We start from the raw sequence: 14,046 nt of genomic DNA, 5'->3' as shown, positions 1-14,046 counted from the left end.
TTACCAGCCGATTTTGGTAATGCAAATAAAGTTATTTTGAGCGAACAGCGGATTAATATAGCTCGACAATTACTAACGTCACATCCGTAGAATCCACGATATTGTTTAGCTAAGGCACGAATAGCGACCAAAAAGTAAAATGAATAAATCATTAAGAAAAACGCTAAACATAGCCTTTTTGCGGCTAAATTTACGTAATTTCTCTCAGAGAGTTTTGAGAGATACTTGCTTATTTTAGTAATCGGTCACAGCAATAGTTGAACCTGAAATTGAATGACATGAGTTAAAAAATCTCTTGTTGATTAATTTAACTAAAGTGATTTTTAGAGCTGTCAAGTAGTTTTTATTAGGAAAAGCTATCTGTACTTAGAATGCATACACCAATGCAAGTTTATTTCTAAACAGTACTTCGCTGTGTCCTAGTTGAAAAATTCAAAAAGAACTGACAAAAGGAGTAGCCTATGAATTGGTGTTTAGCTTTAGCTGGTAGTCTTGCTGTTTTAAGTACTGCATCTTTGATGCCCGTGGCAAGTGCAGCACCAACAACTCAAGATGTTCCATTTAACGGCACTGTTGCAGGAAGCTGTGTATTTTCTGGAACTGTTGGCGGTACTCTCGGTCAGGTTATGCCCAAATATGGCTGGGTTGAAGCTAGTGGAGGTATTCCTGGCATGGCACCTAATCTCCCTGCCGGACAAACAATGATTAACTGTAATTCTCCCGCTCAACTGAGTACTTCTGTTCCAGTAGCAGTTAGCGTACCTGCTAGTTTTAATCCACAGAAGTTACAATCTCTTGTTTACGATGGGATAAACTATACTACCGCTTATTCGGGTGGTAGTACTTTTGATAGTGGTGCGTGGAACAAGCCTACGACTCCCATAGCAATTCCTATGGGTGTTGATGTTCCACTCCAAGTTGGTATGGTTGCTGGTACGAGAAGCTTTACTTCTGACGTTCCTAGCGGAACTTATGAATATACAGTTACTTTGACTGCAACCCCCAACTAATGCTATGACTGATTTGCTTATTTAAAAGCAATTGAGAAGCAACGAACTTGGTTTGAAAAAACCAAGTTTTGTTGCTAAATAAAGTTGCGCGTGCGTAACTAACAACGGTAATAGTTATTTTGGTAAAACCATTGATGAATGTTGCTGCCATCAATCGCTGTTCGTTGCATCTAGGTAGTTGTTTGCTAACTAGCTTTTTATTTTGGGGCAGTGTTGCCCGTGCAGATATTGCTATTACTCCTATGGTTGTGGAAACAGAAGCCAAACGGGGTCAAGCACAAGGGACGATGACTGTTTACAATCAAGCACCAGAAGCTTTTCGCGCCCGCGTTTACACTGCTCCCTTTACTTACGACAAAGAACAAGGGTTTCAGGCTTTGAAATCTAGCCCTAACGATCTGAGTCCCTATCTGCAATTCTCTCCTACAGAGTTAGTCGTTCCTAGCTCTGGTAAGCGAAAAATTCGTTTCGTTGTACGTTTTCCACCTAGCTTACCGGATGGTGAATATCGCACCATGATTTTTACAGAAAATCTTCAAGCGACTAAAGTTACGCAAGCTAACCAGGCAAATAAAGTCACGTTCATCACTTCTGTTGTGCCGCGCATCGGTGTCACAGTCTACGTCCGTAAAGGAGATGTAACACCAAATCTCGTTGCTAGTAGCGCCAAATTTAACCCAAGATCGAATCAAGTGCAATTACTCGTGCAAAATACAGGCAAAGCTTCTGCCGTCGTTGCAGGAAATTGGACGTTGAAACAAGGTAAGCAAGAAATTTCTACAGGTAATATTAACGATACTACCGCGATCGCTCAAGGAGAACGCTATCTATTAATTTCTCCTCAAACTCCACAGCAAATTAAGTTAGCACCAGGAGAGTATCAACTCTCTGGCGAGATGAAATGGGGTGAGGGCAAGAAAAATCACGCTCCCTTTAGCGTTAGCTTAACCGTACCGCAGTAACTCAGGTGAGTCACTAAGGTGGCGTGACAGTGACGCTGAGAGTCAGGCGATAGTTATAATTCCCCGGCGTAAAGGCAACAGGACGCTCTACCCGCATCCGCACTTCTAAATCCGTGTTACCTGTGGGTAAGTTAGCAGTATTGTTTTGACCGTCGCTACTCAGGCTATTTCCCCCAAAGTTCAAATAACCTACCTGCGTCGTACCCTCTGGATCGTCTGACGCTCCTTCTACCAAGCTCGGAGATAAAATACTAACCTGAGCCGCTAGCTCTGATGGTACGTTAATGCTCAGGGTTGCTGGTGCAGTTGACTGCAATATTTTCATATTCCCCAACATTGGCTCGACAGTGCCAGGGTTAACATTGCTAAATGCTACTTGAGGTGTTTCTTGAGCGATCGCGGCATAATTACTCAAGCCTACCAAGATCGATCCAGTGATAAATAATGTTAGTCGGTGTAGCATTCGGCTCGGAAAATGTGAATATACATTGACTTCACTCCAGCGATCGCGAGAGTGTCAACCGGGAATATGGCATTTTCAAGTTATGAGTGTCAAGGATATCGAGCCGAAATAACCTTGCACTTGCGATCGCCTCAACCTTTGGTTAAACGAATATGCTCCATAATTCGCTTCTTGCGGTCTTCTGAATTGAGTGACGGTTTAATAAAATCTCCCGTACTGCGAGACAAATGTTCCATAATCTGCCGTTGCCGATCTGATGCTTCAGCCATGAGCTAGTTAGTCTCCGATGCTACTATTTTTATCAATACTTCATATTATTTTACGTAAATTCATGAATTTTGGAAACGAGCGGTTATTAGTGGCTAGTGGCTAGGAGACAGTTCTACTACTCGTGAAATTGACGCTCCTTGAGTGTTATCAGTAGCTAGTGGCTAGTGGCTGGACTCCTTTCTAGTCACTAGCCACCAGTCACTAATCACTAACGACTTATGAATTATTGGTTAATGAAGTCAGAACCAGAGACTTACAGCATTTCAGACCTCGATCGCGATCGCACCACGATTTGGGATGGGGTACGTAACTATCAAGCCCGCAACTATTTGCGTCAAATGCAAGTAGGAGATTTAGCTTTTTTCTACCACTCTAATACTACGCCCCCGGGAATTGTGGGTTTGATGCGAGTTGTCATACCTGAAGTTATCGATCCGACGCAGTTTGACTCTAGTAGCCCTTACTACGACCCAAAATCGGATTCTCATTCGCCGCGCTGGTATACAGTTAAAGTGGAATTTGTCAAGGTTTTTCCTCGATTTATTTCCCTACCTACGTTGAAACAAAAATTTAGTCCAGAAGAACTAGGCGTAGTCAGACAAGGCAATCGCTTGTCAGTAATGCCCGTTACCGATGCGATCGCCCAGACAATACTAGCATTGGCTCAGTGAGTGTTGGTCATTGGTCATTGGGTGGTGAGTGGTGAGTGGTGCGTGGTGCGTGAAAAGAGGTCACTGGTCACTGGTCACTGCTCCCCACTCCCTGCTCAAAACCGCAAAATCTCGCGATCGTAATTGATTGGTGTGGGTTCAATTTCCCAAACTATGCCTTCGCCTGGGGCAAGGGAGACTTCGACAAATAGACATTCTACAGGTTTACTAGCTGTATCTTCGTTGCCTTCAAATGCTTGTAAGTCTTCGGTCAGCAAGCGTAGTGTAAATCCGGCGGGAATGGAATCGCCCATAGCGTGGCGTAACTCAAATCGCCAGACTCCCCCAGTCCGAGGCATCACTCTTAATTCATACTGCTGCTGGGCAATAATCATGTGGCGAGTCAGCAAAACTTCTGGAAAAAATTGTGTCGTCCCTCTTGCAGCCGCCACGATCGCTGGTTGCCAGGTGCTTTGTCCCCATCCCATCTGTCTTGCTGCGTCGGATACTCCGGTTTGCAGCCATTCTAAAACCGACCACTGTTCGGGATGTCCCAAACGGTGATGGTAAAGTTTTTGTCGCCAACCGCCATGCGAGATCAACGCGCCCCACAATTGAAACGGTACTGCCAAGCGCGGACTCACAACTTCTGAGTTACCCAGGCGGGGAATTAAATTTTCTGCCTGTGCTAAGGGAATGGCGGGTAAAGTTGCAACTGTCCGGCGTGTCGTTTCAGTAATACCGAGTTGTCTGCCTACCCACAACACGCTCATGTTCTGAATTACATGGGCTTCATCTAGGCAATAGCTGCGGTCTTGGGAATCGTAGCTACCGTTTTGTTTGAGTTGTTCGTGGGTAGCATAACCCCAAATTCTAATAGATGCACAATCGGGATCTACTTGTACGCCAAAGTAATAATCGGCAACCCAGTCGGGAATGTCTACCCATTCCTGAGGCACGCGCAGTTCGCTTAAGTCAATTGTCTCAGTAGGGACTAAGACTATCCGCATCCTGTCCCAAGCTACGCCCGTTCCATTCACAAATTCCCAGATGCTAGGCAAAGCGGTGAAACTCGGTACAGCCAAAGCTTTTCCAGCGTGTTCTTCCCGCAACCAGGGTAATATAGTCTGGAGGCAAACTTGATTGAGATAGGCGTTCCAACGACTGCTGGGATGAGAACAAGCTTGGCTGCGCTGCCATGCCTGCGATCGCACTAAATCCGACACTTCCAGCCACACTTGTGTCGGATCGGTTAAGGTTAGCGAGTTAGGATCGAAGGTCATGAGGTAGACTCCATGAGCGAGGAGGGACGGCGGTAATGTACCTGCAACCATTCCTCTAAAACTGTGTTGATATTATTGAGTACCTCTGATGTCAGAGTAATATGCAATGTCTCTTGACTCCATTTTGCCAAAGCCAGTAACAAACTTTCTCTAGCTCTGGTGAGGCGGCGAGAAACTGTATATTGTTTGGTATCGATCGCCTTGGCAATTTCCTGTTGGGTGAGTCCTTGTCCGTAGTACATTTGCATAATTGTCTGCGCTTGCGAGTCCAATTTGGCGATCGCTTCTGCTAAAACTGCCTGCATCTTAGTTTGTCGCGATTGCTGTGTTTTCTGTTCTTCAACAGCGATCATCTCGTTAAGATAATTATCTTGCTCGAAGCTACCCAGATCGTCGAGAAATGCTCCTGATTCTTGCCCTGGTTTGGGAGCATCGATCGATACGAGTGAGGGATAAAGGTAAGACCGTGCGGCTTTAGCACAGGCAACCAGCCATTTTTCTAGCGTCTGAGCGTTAGATTCTGCCCCTGAAGGGTGGAGTTGGGTAATGCGTTCTTGATTGTAAAGTTTAGCGATCGCCTCCCAAGTCTCAGATTCCGGTTTGGGCAGCTGGCGGGTTCCCGTGGGGTGAATCGGGACGTAAAGTGTTTTGAAGCAGTTCCAGGCAAGGACATAACGGTTAATTACCTCTACACCCAGTCCAGTATTTTGTAAAGACTCTACCAGTCTTTTTTGACTCAAACGACGCAACAGCGACCAATTTGTCGAAATATCGACTTCCTGCTGTTGGCGCAGCAAATCTTTCAGGACGCTGCTAAAAATTGCACTGGCATAGTTTTTAAACCCGTAACCCAATTGGGGGTTAAAGCCTTTTAAGACCTTATCAAAACGGGCGATCGCCATTTGAAAGCAATCGGACAAGGTGTATTGGGACGAAGTAAAGCTAGCGCTAGTTTTATGTGCCGTCCAGTAGCACACTTCCTGCAAGTAAGCGGTAAGGTGTGCCTTAGCTAAACTCTCAGGCTGAGTTTGCCACAACTTATACCAATAAAGAACCCAATAGTTTTCCGCCGCCTCCATTTGCGGAGATTGTGCCAGCCTAGCTTGCATACTCCGCCGCAAGTGCGGGTCGCTGACCCAAGCACGGAAGCGGTCTGCGTCAAATTGCAGAAAGGTCGAAAAGATTTCGATAATGCCTTGACGGGGACGCATGAATCAATCGCTCACGTTAGTTGCATAACACAGCAGAAGTAAACCTATCAAATAAATGAAGGTACTTAACCACCTATATAAATAAAACCCACCAGTTCAACCTAATTTCAGTATTACAAAAGGAGAGATCCCTATGTTCGCACCAATCGTACTCAAAAGTAATATCTGCCACTGGTTAGAAAGCCTAGAAATTCACAATCCCAAATTCGCTCATCTGTTTTGTCAGTTAATTCCCGCACGGTGTCCTTTTGAACGGACAATAACCTGCTTTGGGCGCACGCTGGTTCACATTCCACCTCTATGTAAGTTAAATCCTTTCTACGAACAGATCGTTTACCTCCGCTTCAAGTGCCTGTGCTTCCTAGCAGACGAGTGCGGTGAAGATGTTACGGTTTATTGTTAAACGGCGGGAGTCGGGAGTCGGGAGTATTTCACTCACCACGCACCACTTCTTACAAATAACGAATAATGAATTAAGTAATGGCACAGATTGGGTTATGGATGCGAAAGATAATTGCTAGCACTGTCCCAGGACTATTGTGGATGCATTCGGTGTTGGCGCAGGACGAGCTATTAACCCGTACTGAAGTCTGATAAATTAGATACCTTGTATACAACGCGATCGCGGACAGATTTACGCTTCCTCTGCTAGTTGGGCTCCGGCGATGAAAGGGATGTAAAAGCGATCTAACCCATCATCTCCTACTTGGCACAGATGGAAAACCCTGAAAAACATTCTGAGGATCTGTTGAAATACCTTTCGGTTCTTCTTTGACGGTACACGGTACGATCTGCTCGAAACCAGGTGGGGGTGCTGTTTCGTCACGGAATTGATCTTCTAAAGCGGCGATCGCCTGATTTCGGACTGTCAGAATTGTATTTTGTGCTTGTGGCGGGAGGCTATCGCTCAGTGTTTCCTCCGCCGTGCCTAAGTCAGCCGCTAGATTGCAGGCTTTGTAAAATCGCCTCAAGCTCATATCTTTTACAGCTGTCAATTCTCCTTGTTTCACAGCCGTGCGCTGTCCCGCATCTAAAACCACTACGCCTTCACCCCCAGAAGTTGCGACAGTCACGGGAACTTGGGGGTTTTCGGTCAAAACTCCAATCGATGTCGTGTGTTTATCTGAGTTATGCTGCACCCATACAGCTGTTCCCGGCGCTGTGACTACAGCTTCTGGTGTCACAACAGTACCGCTCTTATCTCCAGGTGGAAAAATAAACAAGCCAGTACCGTTACGCAACTGAAAACTACGACTACCAGGTACAAAGCGAAAAATAGCATTTCCTCCTAACCGCACCAGCGAACCTTCATTAAAAACTAAATCTGCTCTAGCGAGGGGATCGGTTTTGACTGCATCTAGAGGCTGAACCATGTCTGCAACTTGCGCCGATCGCGGCGGTTGGTTTTTCAGCCATAATTGGACTCGATTGACTAATTTATAGATTTCTGCTTGAGTCAACAAATCTGACTGCGCGATCGCCAGACTACCGAACATGGCTACCAGATTACCAGCGATAAATCCTGGCGCGAACGAACGTTGCCACCATTTCATCAAAATTATCTCCTTAACTATTAGGAACTTATACAACTCAGTCAAAGTCTTGTACTGACAGATTGGCAGGGAGCAGGGAGCAGGGAGCAGGGAGCAGGGAGCAGAAGAGAGCTGAGGGAGAGTCGCAAAGAAAATAACACAAACTCTACACCCCACACCCCACACCCTTTCTTCACTGACAACTGACTGACAGCTAAGTGCAAAGGAAGGAAATACTATGAAAATCGATCGCATCCTCAAAACTGGTTGCAGCGGTTTAATTTTAGCTGCTAGTTTTGGATGGCTTTGTATGCCTGCCCAAGCCGATAAGATTATTCAAATTAACACGCAAATTACCGGACAAGATGGTAATAGCAACACTTCGGTACAACAATCCTCTCAAACCGCCGAAATCGATAAAAAGGGGATAAAAACTAAACTCGATCGCTCCGACGACTATGACTATTTGCACGATTCCTCCGAGTCTTCTCGCCAAGACAAGCTGAATCGAGGAATCAACCAATCGACTCATCGGAACGATAAGAAAAATCCTGCGGTCGATCGCAACATTATGGTTTACCCCCGCTAGTACCTTTGGGGATTTTAATTCGAGTTTTAGATGACTCATTTCGGAGCGCTGTTAGCTACAGCAAGTTTTCAATGCTCTGGCGCGATCGGATCGAATGCTTGTATATCTTGCGATCGCCGCTTTTTTTCTCTCTGGTTTCAAAAAAATTTTGCTTTCTTTCCGAAATGAGGCACAACTTTTCTGATTAACTGTAATAGTGATGCAGCAAGTAACCAAAAACACTTGCTCGTCTGTGGAACAAATCTCTAAAAACCTCCGACATGAAGGCTATCGTCCTTCTGACGACAACAACCAAGTGCAAGTGAAGTAATAAAAATGACAAACAAAAATCTCAGAACCAATCTTAACACCGGACTCAAAACAGGTTTAGTTGGATTAATAGCTGCTGCTGGCTTTGGTCTAATTGCTCTGCCCGTCAAAGCTGACGAGATTAACCAAGGTAACACGCAAACTACCGGACAGGAAGGCTACAGAAATACTTCTGTCAACCAAAATACCCAAACGGGCGAAATTGAGGAAACTGAAACAAGATTTGGTCGTCCAGATCGTAGAGAAGGTCGTCCCGATCGCAACTCCATCAACCAAGGCAACGACCAACTGACCGACCAATATGGTGATGGCAATACTTCTGTCAACCAAAACACTCAGGATGCTCGGATTCGCCGCGACCGCTTCGAGGTTCGCGATCGCTAAATTCTAATTCCCACCCTGCAATAGGTTGGGTAATGCTCCTCACACACACCTGTAATGCGATCGGATTTGACGACCCTCAACTACAGAACTAATCTCAGAAACCGATCTTAGTCGAAGGAAGTCACGCACATGCTACATACCACTTCACATCCAGAAGTGAAGAGAATTCTCTCAACTTGTTTGCTCGGTCTTGTTGCTGCTACCGGAATTGGATTGAATTCCCTTCCCGCGCGTGCCGATGTCACCAGTCGTAGCAGTTCTTCTAACAGTGCAACAGCGAGCGATGGTGGCAGCGTCAACCAAACCACTCGGCAAACGAATATCATTCACAGTGACGGTTCGGGAAATCATACATCAACTCAAAATTCCCGTGTCAGTGGCTCTGCAAGCGGTGAAAACAACCGCATAGATCAACAAATCGACCAATACAGCGACCAAGATCGACGTGGTGACAGCACGAACAGTACCACCAGACAAAACGCTCAAAGCGATGCTGTGACGAACGGAACCGATAACCGCATCCAGCACAAGATCGACCAATTCATTCGACGAAGATAAGAATTTGGTGTAGAGAAGTTAAGTGTAACGTCTCTACACTCCAACAACCAACAACTAACTAAGTGCAAAAAAAGGAAAAACTATGACAACCATCAAATCTACTGTTAAAGCCGGTCTAGTTGGAATTATTGCTGCTGCTGGCTTTGGATTGCTGGCTCTGCCTGCCAAAGCAGACGAGATTAACCAAGATTCAGTCCAAACCACAATACAAGAAGGAAATAACAACACTTCTGTTAACCAAAGCACTCAAAACGCTGAAATTGATAAATCTGAAAGAAGATTTGGACGGCGTGGTGGTGCAGAGCGTTCGAGAGATGTTATCAATCAAACTTCCGATCAATTGACCGATCAATTTGGTAACGGTAACACTTCTGTCAACCAAAACACTCAAGATGCTCGGATTCGCCGCGATCGCGATGTATTTCATCGTCGTTAAACAATCGTTCATTGTTAATGGTTAATGGTTAATCGCCATCAACCATTAACCATTAACAATTAGCTAATAGTGCAGGTATCTGCTCATGATGAACAAAAAATCGATTTCAGTCTTGGTTGCCTCTATTTTCCTAGTGTTACCAATGGAAATGGCAAAAGCAGGCAACGTAGAAATTCGGTCGAGCAACGGGGGGTCAACGGTCGTTCGAGGTGACGACATCCGCGTTACTAACGGCAACTCTCAAGTCACGATCCAACGCAATCGCCCAGCCGTGAGAAGTAGCAACCGCTGGCGGCGGATCTACAATACTCGTACCAGACGCAGCCCGTGGAGTACCAGCCCCCAAGTCCGGCGGACGCAAACCAGTTGTAGAGGCGGGAGTACTTACAGTCACCAAAGTTCTTCCACGACAACTTCTTCTGGTAGTGGAGTCAGCCGCACTCAAACTTCTTCCACGACCACTTGCAGATAGCCGAGCAATTCCTTAAATGTCTGCCTTTCTTCGGTAAATAGGAGCTAAAAGTGCGGTTCAAATTTTGGTTACTCGGCTTACTCGGCGTTACCACTTTGTCTATGGCTGCTTGCGCGATCGAGCAACCTCGTGCAACTGATAATTCTCAAGTTCTCAGAACTCGAACCGATTGTAACAAAAGTAATTACAGCCACCAGCGATCGCAAACCACTGTTTCTTCTGGTGGCGTTTCTCGCACCTATAGTTCTTCATCAACAACGTGCGAATAACACTACAAATCAACATTCCACACTAGGAGAAAAAGTGAGATTTATGAGATTTAAATTTTTGTCCCTTGGTTTATTTTCCCTTTCTACTGTATTGGCTTTAGGTACGACAACAATTAAACCCGCCCAAGCTGTATGTACTGCAACTGACGTGAACGTGCAAGTTGGCATATCTAGAGAGCCAGCCGAGCAAAATAACGAAGCTAGCGCCGAGTTTGACGAAAATTGCTACAACAACAATAGCACTCATACGTCTACTCAAGTCGGTCAAGGCGATCGCGTCAGACAAAATCGCCGTAGCGAACATAAACTAGGTGGTCGTGAAGGCGATAACAAATTGCGCGAAATGGGGATAGATACTCCAAATATTTATACTCCTGTCGATGTTCGCGTGAATGTACCTACTCCCGAAGGAGCTTTGGAACGCCGTTAGAGCCGTTATCAGTTGTCAGTTATCAGTAGGGTGGGCGTTGCCCACCTAGTACTTAAATTCTATGCATCAAACAAGATTGTTAGAACGCAAATCATTTTAATATCTGAATAGTTGATTTCTGGTTCTTATTTATAAGATATTTCAATTTTCTTGAAGTTAATTCCACAAATCCCCTCACCCTTTTGTACACTTAATTTATACAAAGGGGTTTTCAGTTATTAGGGAGCAGGGAGCAGGGAGCAGAGAGCAACTACAAATTCAAAATTCAAAATTTACCACACCCCACACCCCACACCCTACACCCCATTTTTCACTACTCACTTAAAAATGTTAATTGGATTCATAATTGCTGTTTTAGGACTGAGTTCACCATTAAATTATTATCAAAATAATTTATCTTTACCATCAAATAGTCAAACAATTAAACCTATGAATTATTCAAGCAGCTATTCGTATTCTCATACTGTTGCTAGTACTTATAGTCAATCATCTAGCCAATCATCGACTCAATCATCGACTCAGTCGTCGCAGCAGCAACAAACAACCGGAATCAGCTTGAATGCAACCGCACTGCGATCGCCTCACATTTTATCAGTTGCGATCGCCGGAAATACTCGTCTAACCGGAAAAGTCATGGTAGATGGGGTAGAAGTGAAAAAAACTACAAGCAAGTCAAACAAGCTTCAATTTAGTGCCTTATTTAACAAAAGGAGATAATAAAGTTGAAATTGTGGGCGAGTATCGACCAGTCTCCTCTAACGTGGCGATTAAACTTTCTGGACCTGGGACACAAATATCACAGCAAGTCAGTGGCAACGGTAAATTAAGACAAACGCTCATTATTACCGTTCGTTAAGCTTTTTCAAAAATCTCTTATTTGTTTGTGAATAATTAAGTTATAGGGTAGGTATCGCTTACCCTATTTTAGATTTGGTCTTGCATAACCATTCTACTTCGCTCCTAATTAATAATAAGAGTAAATAGGATGATAACTTTATACACACCTCTCCCTCCACTTTGTCCGAGGAAAGGATCGCTATGGCTGACGGTAACAATAATAACGCCAATTTTTTAAAAATCGTTTATACCAAAGTCACAACCAACGGTCAAACTGAGTTAGTGCCACTCAAGCTCTACTCGGAAGTGCCGATTGAAGAAATTGCCTTGCCTGAAGTCAAAACTCCAACCGCAAATACGGCAACGGGAATGTTAATCGCTAATCGTTATTTGCTACATCGAGTTTTGGGACAAGGAGGATTTGGACGGACATACCTAGCCTACGACCAACATTGCTTTAATAAGTTTTGTGTTTTAAAAGAATTTTTACCAGATTCAATTGCGACGCATTGTTTGCAAAAATCTCGCGATTTGTTTGAGCGAGAAGCAAGAATATTATATCAAATTTCTCATTATCAAATTCCTAAGTTTTTAGCGTGTTTTGAAGATAACGGACGGCTATTTTTAGTTCAGGAATATGTTGACGGCAAGAATTATTCGCATATTTTGCGAGACCGTTTACTAAAAACCGGACAAGCCTTTTCTGAAGCAGAAATAGTGCAATGGCTTCAGCATTTATTACCTGTATTAGATTATATTCATCAACACGGAATTATTCACCGCGATATTTCTCCTGATAATATCATCTTTGATGGGGAGAAGAATTTACCCGTATTAATTGATTTCGGTGTAGGTAAGCAGGGAGTAGAAGCATCTGGTAATATGGCTGCTACTAACTCCGAGCAAGCCTATATTAACTATAAATCTATGGTGGGTAAAGTTGGCTATGCTCCCCACGAACAGATTCGGATGGGTCACTGTTCTCCTAGTAGCGACCTCTATGCTTTGGGCGTGACTGCAATTGTTTTATTAACAGGTAAAGCACCCCATGAATTGCTCGATCGCTATTCTTTAGAGTGGCTCTGGCAAGATTATAAACCCGTCAGTCACGGCTTGACTCAAATTCTGAATAAAATGCTTGCTGACAGACCGCGAGAGCGCTATCAATCGGCAATGGAGGTACTTTCCGCAATGGGTGGAGCGCGATCGCAGCCTACTGTTATTAATCCACCTGGGACAGGATTTGTACCGCAATCGCCACAAAAACCTGTATTTCCCAGCCAACAACAGGCTTCTTTTTATCCGCAGATTACAGGTATTCCATCACAACCACCACAAGTCACTCCACCTCCAATCGAGCAACGTTCCTCGCTGCATCCTGAATTCGTGAAACTTTGCCATCAAGAACTAACTAATTTTGTGGGACCAATTGCGAGTTTTTTAATTCAAGATGCTTTAACTCAAAATCCTAGTATATCGGCTCATATGCTGGTAGAAGCTTTAGCCGAAAAAATTCCCAATCCACAACAGGCGATCGCGTTTCGTCGTCGTTTGTACTAGATTTAAATACATCCTCGTAGGGTGGGTTATTTAACCCACCCTACGAACTTTTCTGGTACTGGTGTAGCGATCGCGCGATCGATAGTATCTTGACAGATAGCGATCGCCCCCTGTAGTAGTGCTGTAGTAGTGCTATTGTTTCACCCCTACTTTGCAGTACAGCCATGACAATCGAACAACTATTTAATGGTGCAAATATCTTCGTTTTACCCTTTTGGGTATTGATAATTCTGCTGCCAAATTGGGGCGTAACCCGAAAGATAATGGAATCTTACTTACCATTTGTCGCCCTGGCAGCGTTATATGGCTTTTTCTTCGTCAATAGTCTCACTGCCGAAAACGCCCAAGCTTTATCCAATCCCCAATTAAAACTAGCAGATCTGGCTCAAATCTTTGCCAATCCGAAAGTCATGGCGACGGGATGGACTCATTATCTCGTCATGGATTTATTTGTCGGACGCTGGATCTACTGGGAAGGACAGCGCACCGGAGTCTGGACAATTCACTCTTTAGCTTTGTGTTTATTTGCAGGTCCTTTAGGCTTACTCTCCCACATCCTCACTAGCACCATCAGCCAAAAGTTTTTTATTCGTACCGAAGAAGCTAAGGTAGAAACTGCTACCACCTCTAGCTAAATTGGTAATGGGTAATGGGTAATTGGCAAGAGGTAAGAAGCAAATTCTGTCTCCTGTCTCCTTCCGATTGCTGACAACTGATAACTGACAATGCTACAAGTTGGTGGTAGAGCGATCGCTCTTATACTAAAACGGTATTCGTAGTTGCCAACTCCAGGCAGAACAAGTTCAACAATAGCCATAGCA

Annotated in this window: 22 protein-coding genes; 15 read left to right on the top strand and 7 right to left on the bottom strand. The window is 44.4% G+C overall.

Going from position 1 to position 14,046, the window contains the following annotated elements; genetic code table 11:
- The first annotated feature begins 461 nt into the window (after positions 1-461).
- Positions 462-1,010: a hypothetical protein gene (locus tag N4J56_RS22385; protein WP_317108450.1), complete on the top strand. Its 549-nt coding sequence runs from the start codon at positions 462-464 to the stop codon at positions 1,008-1,010.
- A 134-nt stretch (positions 1,011-1,144) separates the two neighbouring features.
- Positions 1,145-1,972 carry a hypothetical protein gene (locus N4J56_RS22380; RefSeq protein WP_317108449.1) on the top strand — a complete coding sequence of 276 codons (828 nt, stop codon included), beginning with the start codon at positions 1,145-1,147 and terminating at the stop codon, positions 1,970-1,972.
- 13 nt (positions 1,973-1,985) lie between these two features.
- Here N4J56_RS22380 and N4J56_RS22375 read toward each other — a convergent pair whose 3' ends face one another.
- Together N4J56_RS22375 and N4J56_RS22370 are read right to left on the bottom strand one after the other, a co-directional pair.
- A complete protein-coding gene (locus N4J56_RS22375; protein WP_317108448.1) occupies positions 1,986-2,435 on the bottom strand; it encodes a hypothetical protein in 450 nt (149 codons plus the stop codon).
- Positions 2,436-2,566: 131 nt separating this feature from the next.
- Complete coding sequence (locus tag N4J56_RS22370; RefSeq protein ID WP_015156971.1) at positions 2,567-2,704, bottom strand: hypothetical protein; 138 nt, start codon at positions 2,702-2,704, stop codon at positions 2,567-2,569.
- A gap of 219 nt (positions 2,705-2,923) precedes the next feature.
- On the opposite strand from N4J56_RS22370, the gene N4J56_RS22365 reads away from it, so the two are divergent.
- The gene (locus N4J56_RS22365; RefSeq protein ID WP_317108447.1) at positions 2,924-3,376 is read left to right on the top strand and encodes an EVE domain-containing protein; all 453 of its coding nucleotides are present in this window, start codon (positions 2,924-2,926) and stop codon (positions 3,374-3,376) included.
- Positions 3,377-3,471: 95 nt separating this feature from the next.
- Here the strand turns inward: N4J56_RS22365 and N4J56_RS22360 are convergent, their stop codons facing one another.
- Together N4J56_RS22360 and N4J56_RS22355 are read right to left on the bottom strand one after the other, a co-directional pair.
- The gene (locus N4J56_RS22360) at positions 3,472-4,638 is read right to left on the bottom strand and encodes a DUF1822 family protein (RefSeq protein ID WP_410500566.1); all 1,167 of its coding nucleotides are present in this window, start codon (positions 4,636-4,638) and stop codon (positions 3,472-3,474) included.
- The gene (locus N4J56_RS22355; RefSeq protein WP_317108445.1) at positions 4,635-5,849 is read right to left on the bottom strand and encodes a sigma-70 family RNA polymerase sigma factor; all 1,215 of its coding nucleotides are present in this window, start codon (positions 5,847-5,849) and stop codon (positions 4,635-4,637) included. Before N4J56_RS22355 ends, N4J56_RS22360 begins: the two co-directional genes overlap by 4 nt.
- A gap of 133 nt (positions 5,850-5,982) precedes the next feature.
- On the opposite strand from N4J56_RS22355, the gene N4J56_RS22350 reads away from it, so the two are divergent.
- Positions 5,983-6,252: a Mo-dependent nitrogenase C-terminal domain-containing protein gene (locus N4J56_RS22350; RefSeq protein WP_317108444.1), complete on the top strand. Its 270-nt coding sequence runs from the start codon at positions 5,983-5,985 to the stop codon at positions 6,250-6,252.
- 292 nt (positions 6,253-6,544) lie between these two features.
- On the opposite strand, the gene N4J56_RS22345 is transcribed toward N4J56_RS22350, so the two are convergent.
- Entirely contained in the window at positions 6,545-7,402 is an 858-nt protein-coding gene (locus tag N4J56_RS22345) for a FecR domain-containing protein (protein WP_317108443.1), read from the bottom strand.
- Between the two features lie 217 nt (positions 7,403-7,619).
- Between N4J56_RS22345 and N4J56_RS22340 the strand changes: the two genes are divergently transcribed.
- The 10 genes from N4J56_RS22340 to N4J56_RS22295 all read left to right on the top strand — a co-directional run bounded on the left by N4J56_RS22340 (position 7,620) and on the right by N4J56_RS22295 (position 13,225).
- Positions 7,620-7,970 carry a hypothetical protein gene (locus tag N4J56_RS22340; RefSeq protein WP_317108442.1) on the top strand — a complete coding sequence of 117 codons (351 nt, stop codon included), beginning with the start codon at positions 7,620-7,622 and terminating at the stop codon, positions 7,968-7,970.
- Between the two features lie 315 nt (positions 7,971-8,285).
- Positions 8,286-8,663: a hypothetical protein gene (locus tag N4J56_RS22335; RefSeq protein ID WP_317108441.1), complete on the top strand. Its 378-nt coding sequence runs from the start codon at positions 8,286-8,288 to the stop codon at positions 8,661-8,663.
- A 129-nt stretch (positions 8,664-8,792) separates the two neighbouring features.
- Positions 8,793-9,221, top strand: a complete 429-nt coding sequence (locus N4J56_RS22330; protein WP_317108440.1) for a hypothetical protein — start codon at positions 8,793-8,795, stop codon at positions 9,219-9,221.
- Positions 9,222-9,303: 82 nt separating this feature from the next.
- Entirely contained in the window at positions 9,304-9,657 is a 354-nt protein-coding gene (locus tag N4J56_RS22325; protein ID WP_317108439.1) for a hypothetical protein, read from the top strand.
- Between the two features lie 85 nt (positions 9,658-9,742).
- A complete protein-coding gene (locus N4J56_RS22320; protein WP_317108438.1) occupies positions 9,743-10,129 on the top strand; it encodes a hypothetical protein in 387 nt (128 codons plus the stop codon).
- Between the two features lie 50 nt (positions 10,130-10,179).
- On the top strand, positions 10,180-10,398 hold the full coding sequence (locus N4J56_RS22315; protein ID WP_317108437.1) for a hypothetical protein: 219 nt from the start codon (positions 10,180-10,182) through the stop codon (positions 10,396-10,398).
- Between the two features lie 43 nt (positions 10,399-10,441).
- Positions 10,442-10,828 carry a hypothetical protein gene (locus N4J56_RS22310; RefSeq protein ID WP_317108436.1) on the top strand — a complete coding sequence of 129 codons (387 nt, stop codon included), beginning with the start codon at positions 10,442-10,444 and terminating at the stop codon, positions 10,826-10,828.
- A 327-nt stretch (positions 10,829-11,155) separates the two neighbouring features.
- On the top strand, positions 11,156-11,545 hold the full coding sequence (locus N4J56_RS22305; protein ID WP_317108435.1) for a hypothetical protein: 390 nt from the start codon (positions 11,156-11,158) through the stop codon (positions 11,543-11,545).
- The gene (locus tag N4J56_RS22300) at positions 11,520-11,684 is read left to right on the top strand and encodes a hypothetical protein (protein ID WP_317108434.1); all 165 of its coding nucleotides are present in this window, start codon (positions 11,520-11,522) and stop codon (positions 11,682-11,684) included. The genes N4J56_RS22305 and N4J56_RS22300 overlap by 26 nt, the downstream gene beginning before the upstream one ends.
- Before the next feature lie 182 nt (positions 11,685-11,866).
- Positions 11,867-13,225 carry a serine/threonine-protein kinase gene (locus N4J56_RS22295; RefSeq protein ID WP_317108433.1) on the top strand — a complete coding sequence of 453 codons (1,359 nt, stop codon included), beginning with the start codon at positions 11,867-11,869 and terminating at the stop codon, positions 13,223-13,225.
- Between the two features lie 40 nt (positions 13,226-13,265).
- Here the strand turns inward: N4J56_RS22295 and N4J56_RS22290 are convergent, their stop codons facing one another.
- Entirely contained in the window at positions 13,266-13,391 is a 126-nt protein-coding gene (locus N4J56_RS22290) for a hypothetical protein (protein ID WP_317108432.1), read from the bottom strand.
- Here N4J56_RS22290 and N4J56_RS22285 point away from each other — a divergent pair.
- Entirely contained in the window at positions 13,390-13,860 is a 471-nt protein-coding gene (locus N4J56_RS22285) for an ABA4-like family protein (protein WP_317108431.1), read from the top strand. The genes N4J56_RS22290 and N4J56_RS22285 overlap by 2 nt on opposite strands.
- Here N4J56_RS22285 and N4J56_RS22280 read toward each other — a convergent pair.
- Positions 13,857-14,042: a hypothetical protein gene (locus N4J56_RS22280; protein ID WP_317108430.1), complete on the bottom strand. Its 186-nt coding sequence runs from the start codon at positions 14,040-14,042 to the stop codon at positions 13,857-13,859. The two genes, N4J56_RS22285 and N4J56_RS22280, sit on opposite strands and share 4 nt — an antisense overlap.
- Positions 14,043-14,046 lie beyond the last annotated feature (4 nt).

The sequence above is a fragment of the Chroococcidiopsis sp. SAG 2025 genome, assembly GCF_032860985.1.
Taxonomy (GTDB): Bacteria; Cyanobacteriota; Cyanobacteriia; order Cyanobacteriales; family Chroococcidiopsidaceae; genus Chroococcidiopsis.
Note: the sequence above shows the minus strand (reverse complement) of the source record. Positions and strands in the feature narration are given on the sequence as shown.

Excerpts from the sequence above, each read along its gene's own strand:
- N4J56_RS22385 (WP_317108450.1), top strand. The coding sequence starts at position 462 with ATGAATTGGTGTTTAGCTTTAGCTGGTAGTCTTGCTGTTTTAAGTACT.
- N4J56_RS22380 (WP_317108449.1), top strand. The coding sequence starts at position 1,145 with ATGAATGTTGCTGCCATCAATCGCTGTTCGTTGCATCTAGGTAGTTGT.
- N4J56_RS22375 (WP_317108448.1), bottom strand. The coding sequence starts at position 2,435 with ATGCTACACCGACTAACATTATTTATCACTGGATCGATCTTGGTAGGC.
- N4J56_RS22370 (WP_015156971.1), bottom strand. The coding sequence starts at position 2,704 with ATGGCTGAAGCATCAGATCGGCAACGGCAGATTATGGAACATTTGTCT.
- N4J56_RS22365 (WP_317108447.1), top strand. The coding sequence starts at position 2,924 with ATGAATTATTGGTTAATGAAGTCAGAACCAGAGACTTACAGCATTTCA.
- N4J56_RS22360 (WP_410500566.1), bottom strand. The coding sequence starts at position 4,638 with ATGACCTTCGATCCTAACTCGCTAACCTTAACCGATCCGACACAAGTG.
- N4J56_RS22355 (WP_317108445.1), bottom strand. The coding sequence starts at position 5,849 with ATGCGTCCCCGTCAAGGCATTATCGAAATCTTTTCGACCTTTCTGCAA.
- N4J56_RS22350 (WP_317108444.1), top strand. The coding sequence starts at position 5,983 with ATGTTCGCACCAATCGTACTCAAAAGTAATATCTGCCACTGGTTAGAA.
- N4J56_RS22345 (WP_317108443.1), bottom strand. The coding sequence starts at position 7,402 with ATGAAATGGTGGCAACGTTCGTTCGCGCCAGGATTTATCGCTGGTAAT.
- N4J56_RS22340 (WP_317108442.1), top strand. The coding sequence starts at position 7,620 with ATGAAAATCGATCGCATCCTCAAAACTGGTTGCAGCGGTTTAATTTTA.
- N4J56_RS22335 (WP_317108441.1), top strand. The coding sequence starts at position 8,286 with ATGACAAACAAAAATCTCAGAACCAATCTTAACACCGGACTCAAAACA.
- N4J56_RS22330 (WP_317108440.1), top strand. The coding sequence starts at position 8,793 with ATGCTACATACCACTTCACATCCAGAAGTGAAGAGAATTCTCTCAACT.
- N4J56_RS22325 (WP_317108439.1), top strand. The coding sequence starts at position 9,304 with ATGACAACCATCAAATCTACTGTTAAAGCCGGTCTAGTTGGAATTATT.
- N4J56_RS22320 (WP_317108438.1), top strand. The coding sequence starts at position 9,743 with ATGATGAACAAAAAATCGATTTCAGTCTTGGTTGCCTCTATTTTCCTA.
- N4J56_RS22310 (WP_317108436.1), top strand. The coding sequence starts at position 10,442 with ATGAGATTTAAATTTTTGTCCCTTGGTTTATTTTCCCTTTCTACTGTA.
- N4J56_RS22305 (WP_317108435.1), top strand. The coding sequence starts at position 11,156 with ATGTTAATTGGATTCATAATTGCTGTTTTAGGACTGAGTTCACCATTA.
- N4J56_RS22295 (WP_317108433.1), top strand. The coding sequence starts at position 11,867 with ATGGCTGACGGTAACAATAATAACGCCAATTTTTTAAAAATCGTTTAT.
- N4J56_RS22285 (WP_317108431.1), top strand. The coding sequence starts at position 13,390 with ATGACAATCGAACAACTATTTAATGGTGCAAATATCTTCGTTTTACCC.
- N4J56_RS22290 (WP_317108432.1), bottom strand. The coding sequence starts at position 13,391 with ATGGCTGTACTGCAAAGTAGGGGTGAAACAATAGCACTACTACAGCAC.
- N4J56_RS22280 (WP_317108430.1), bottom strand. The coding sequence starts at position 14,042 with ATGGCTATTGTTGAACTTGTTCTGCCTGGAGTTGGCAACTACGAATAC.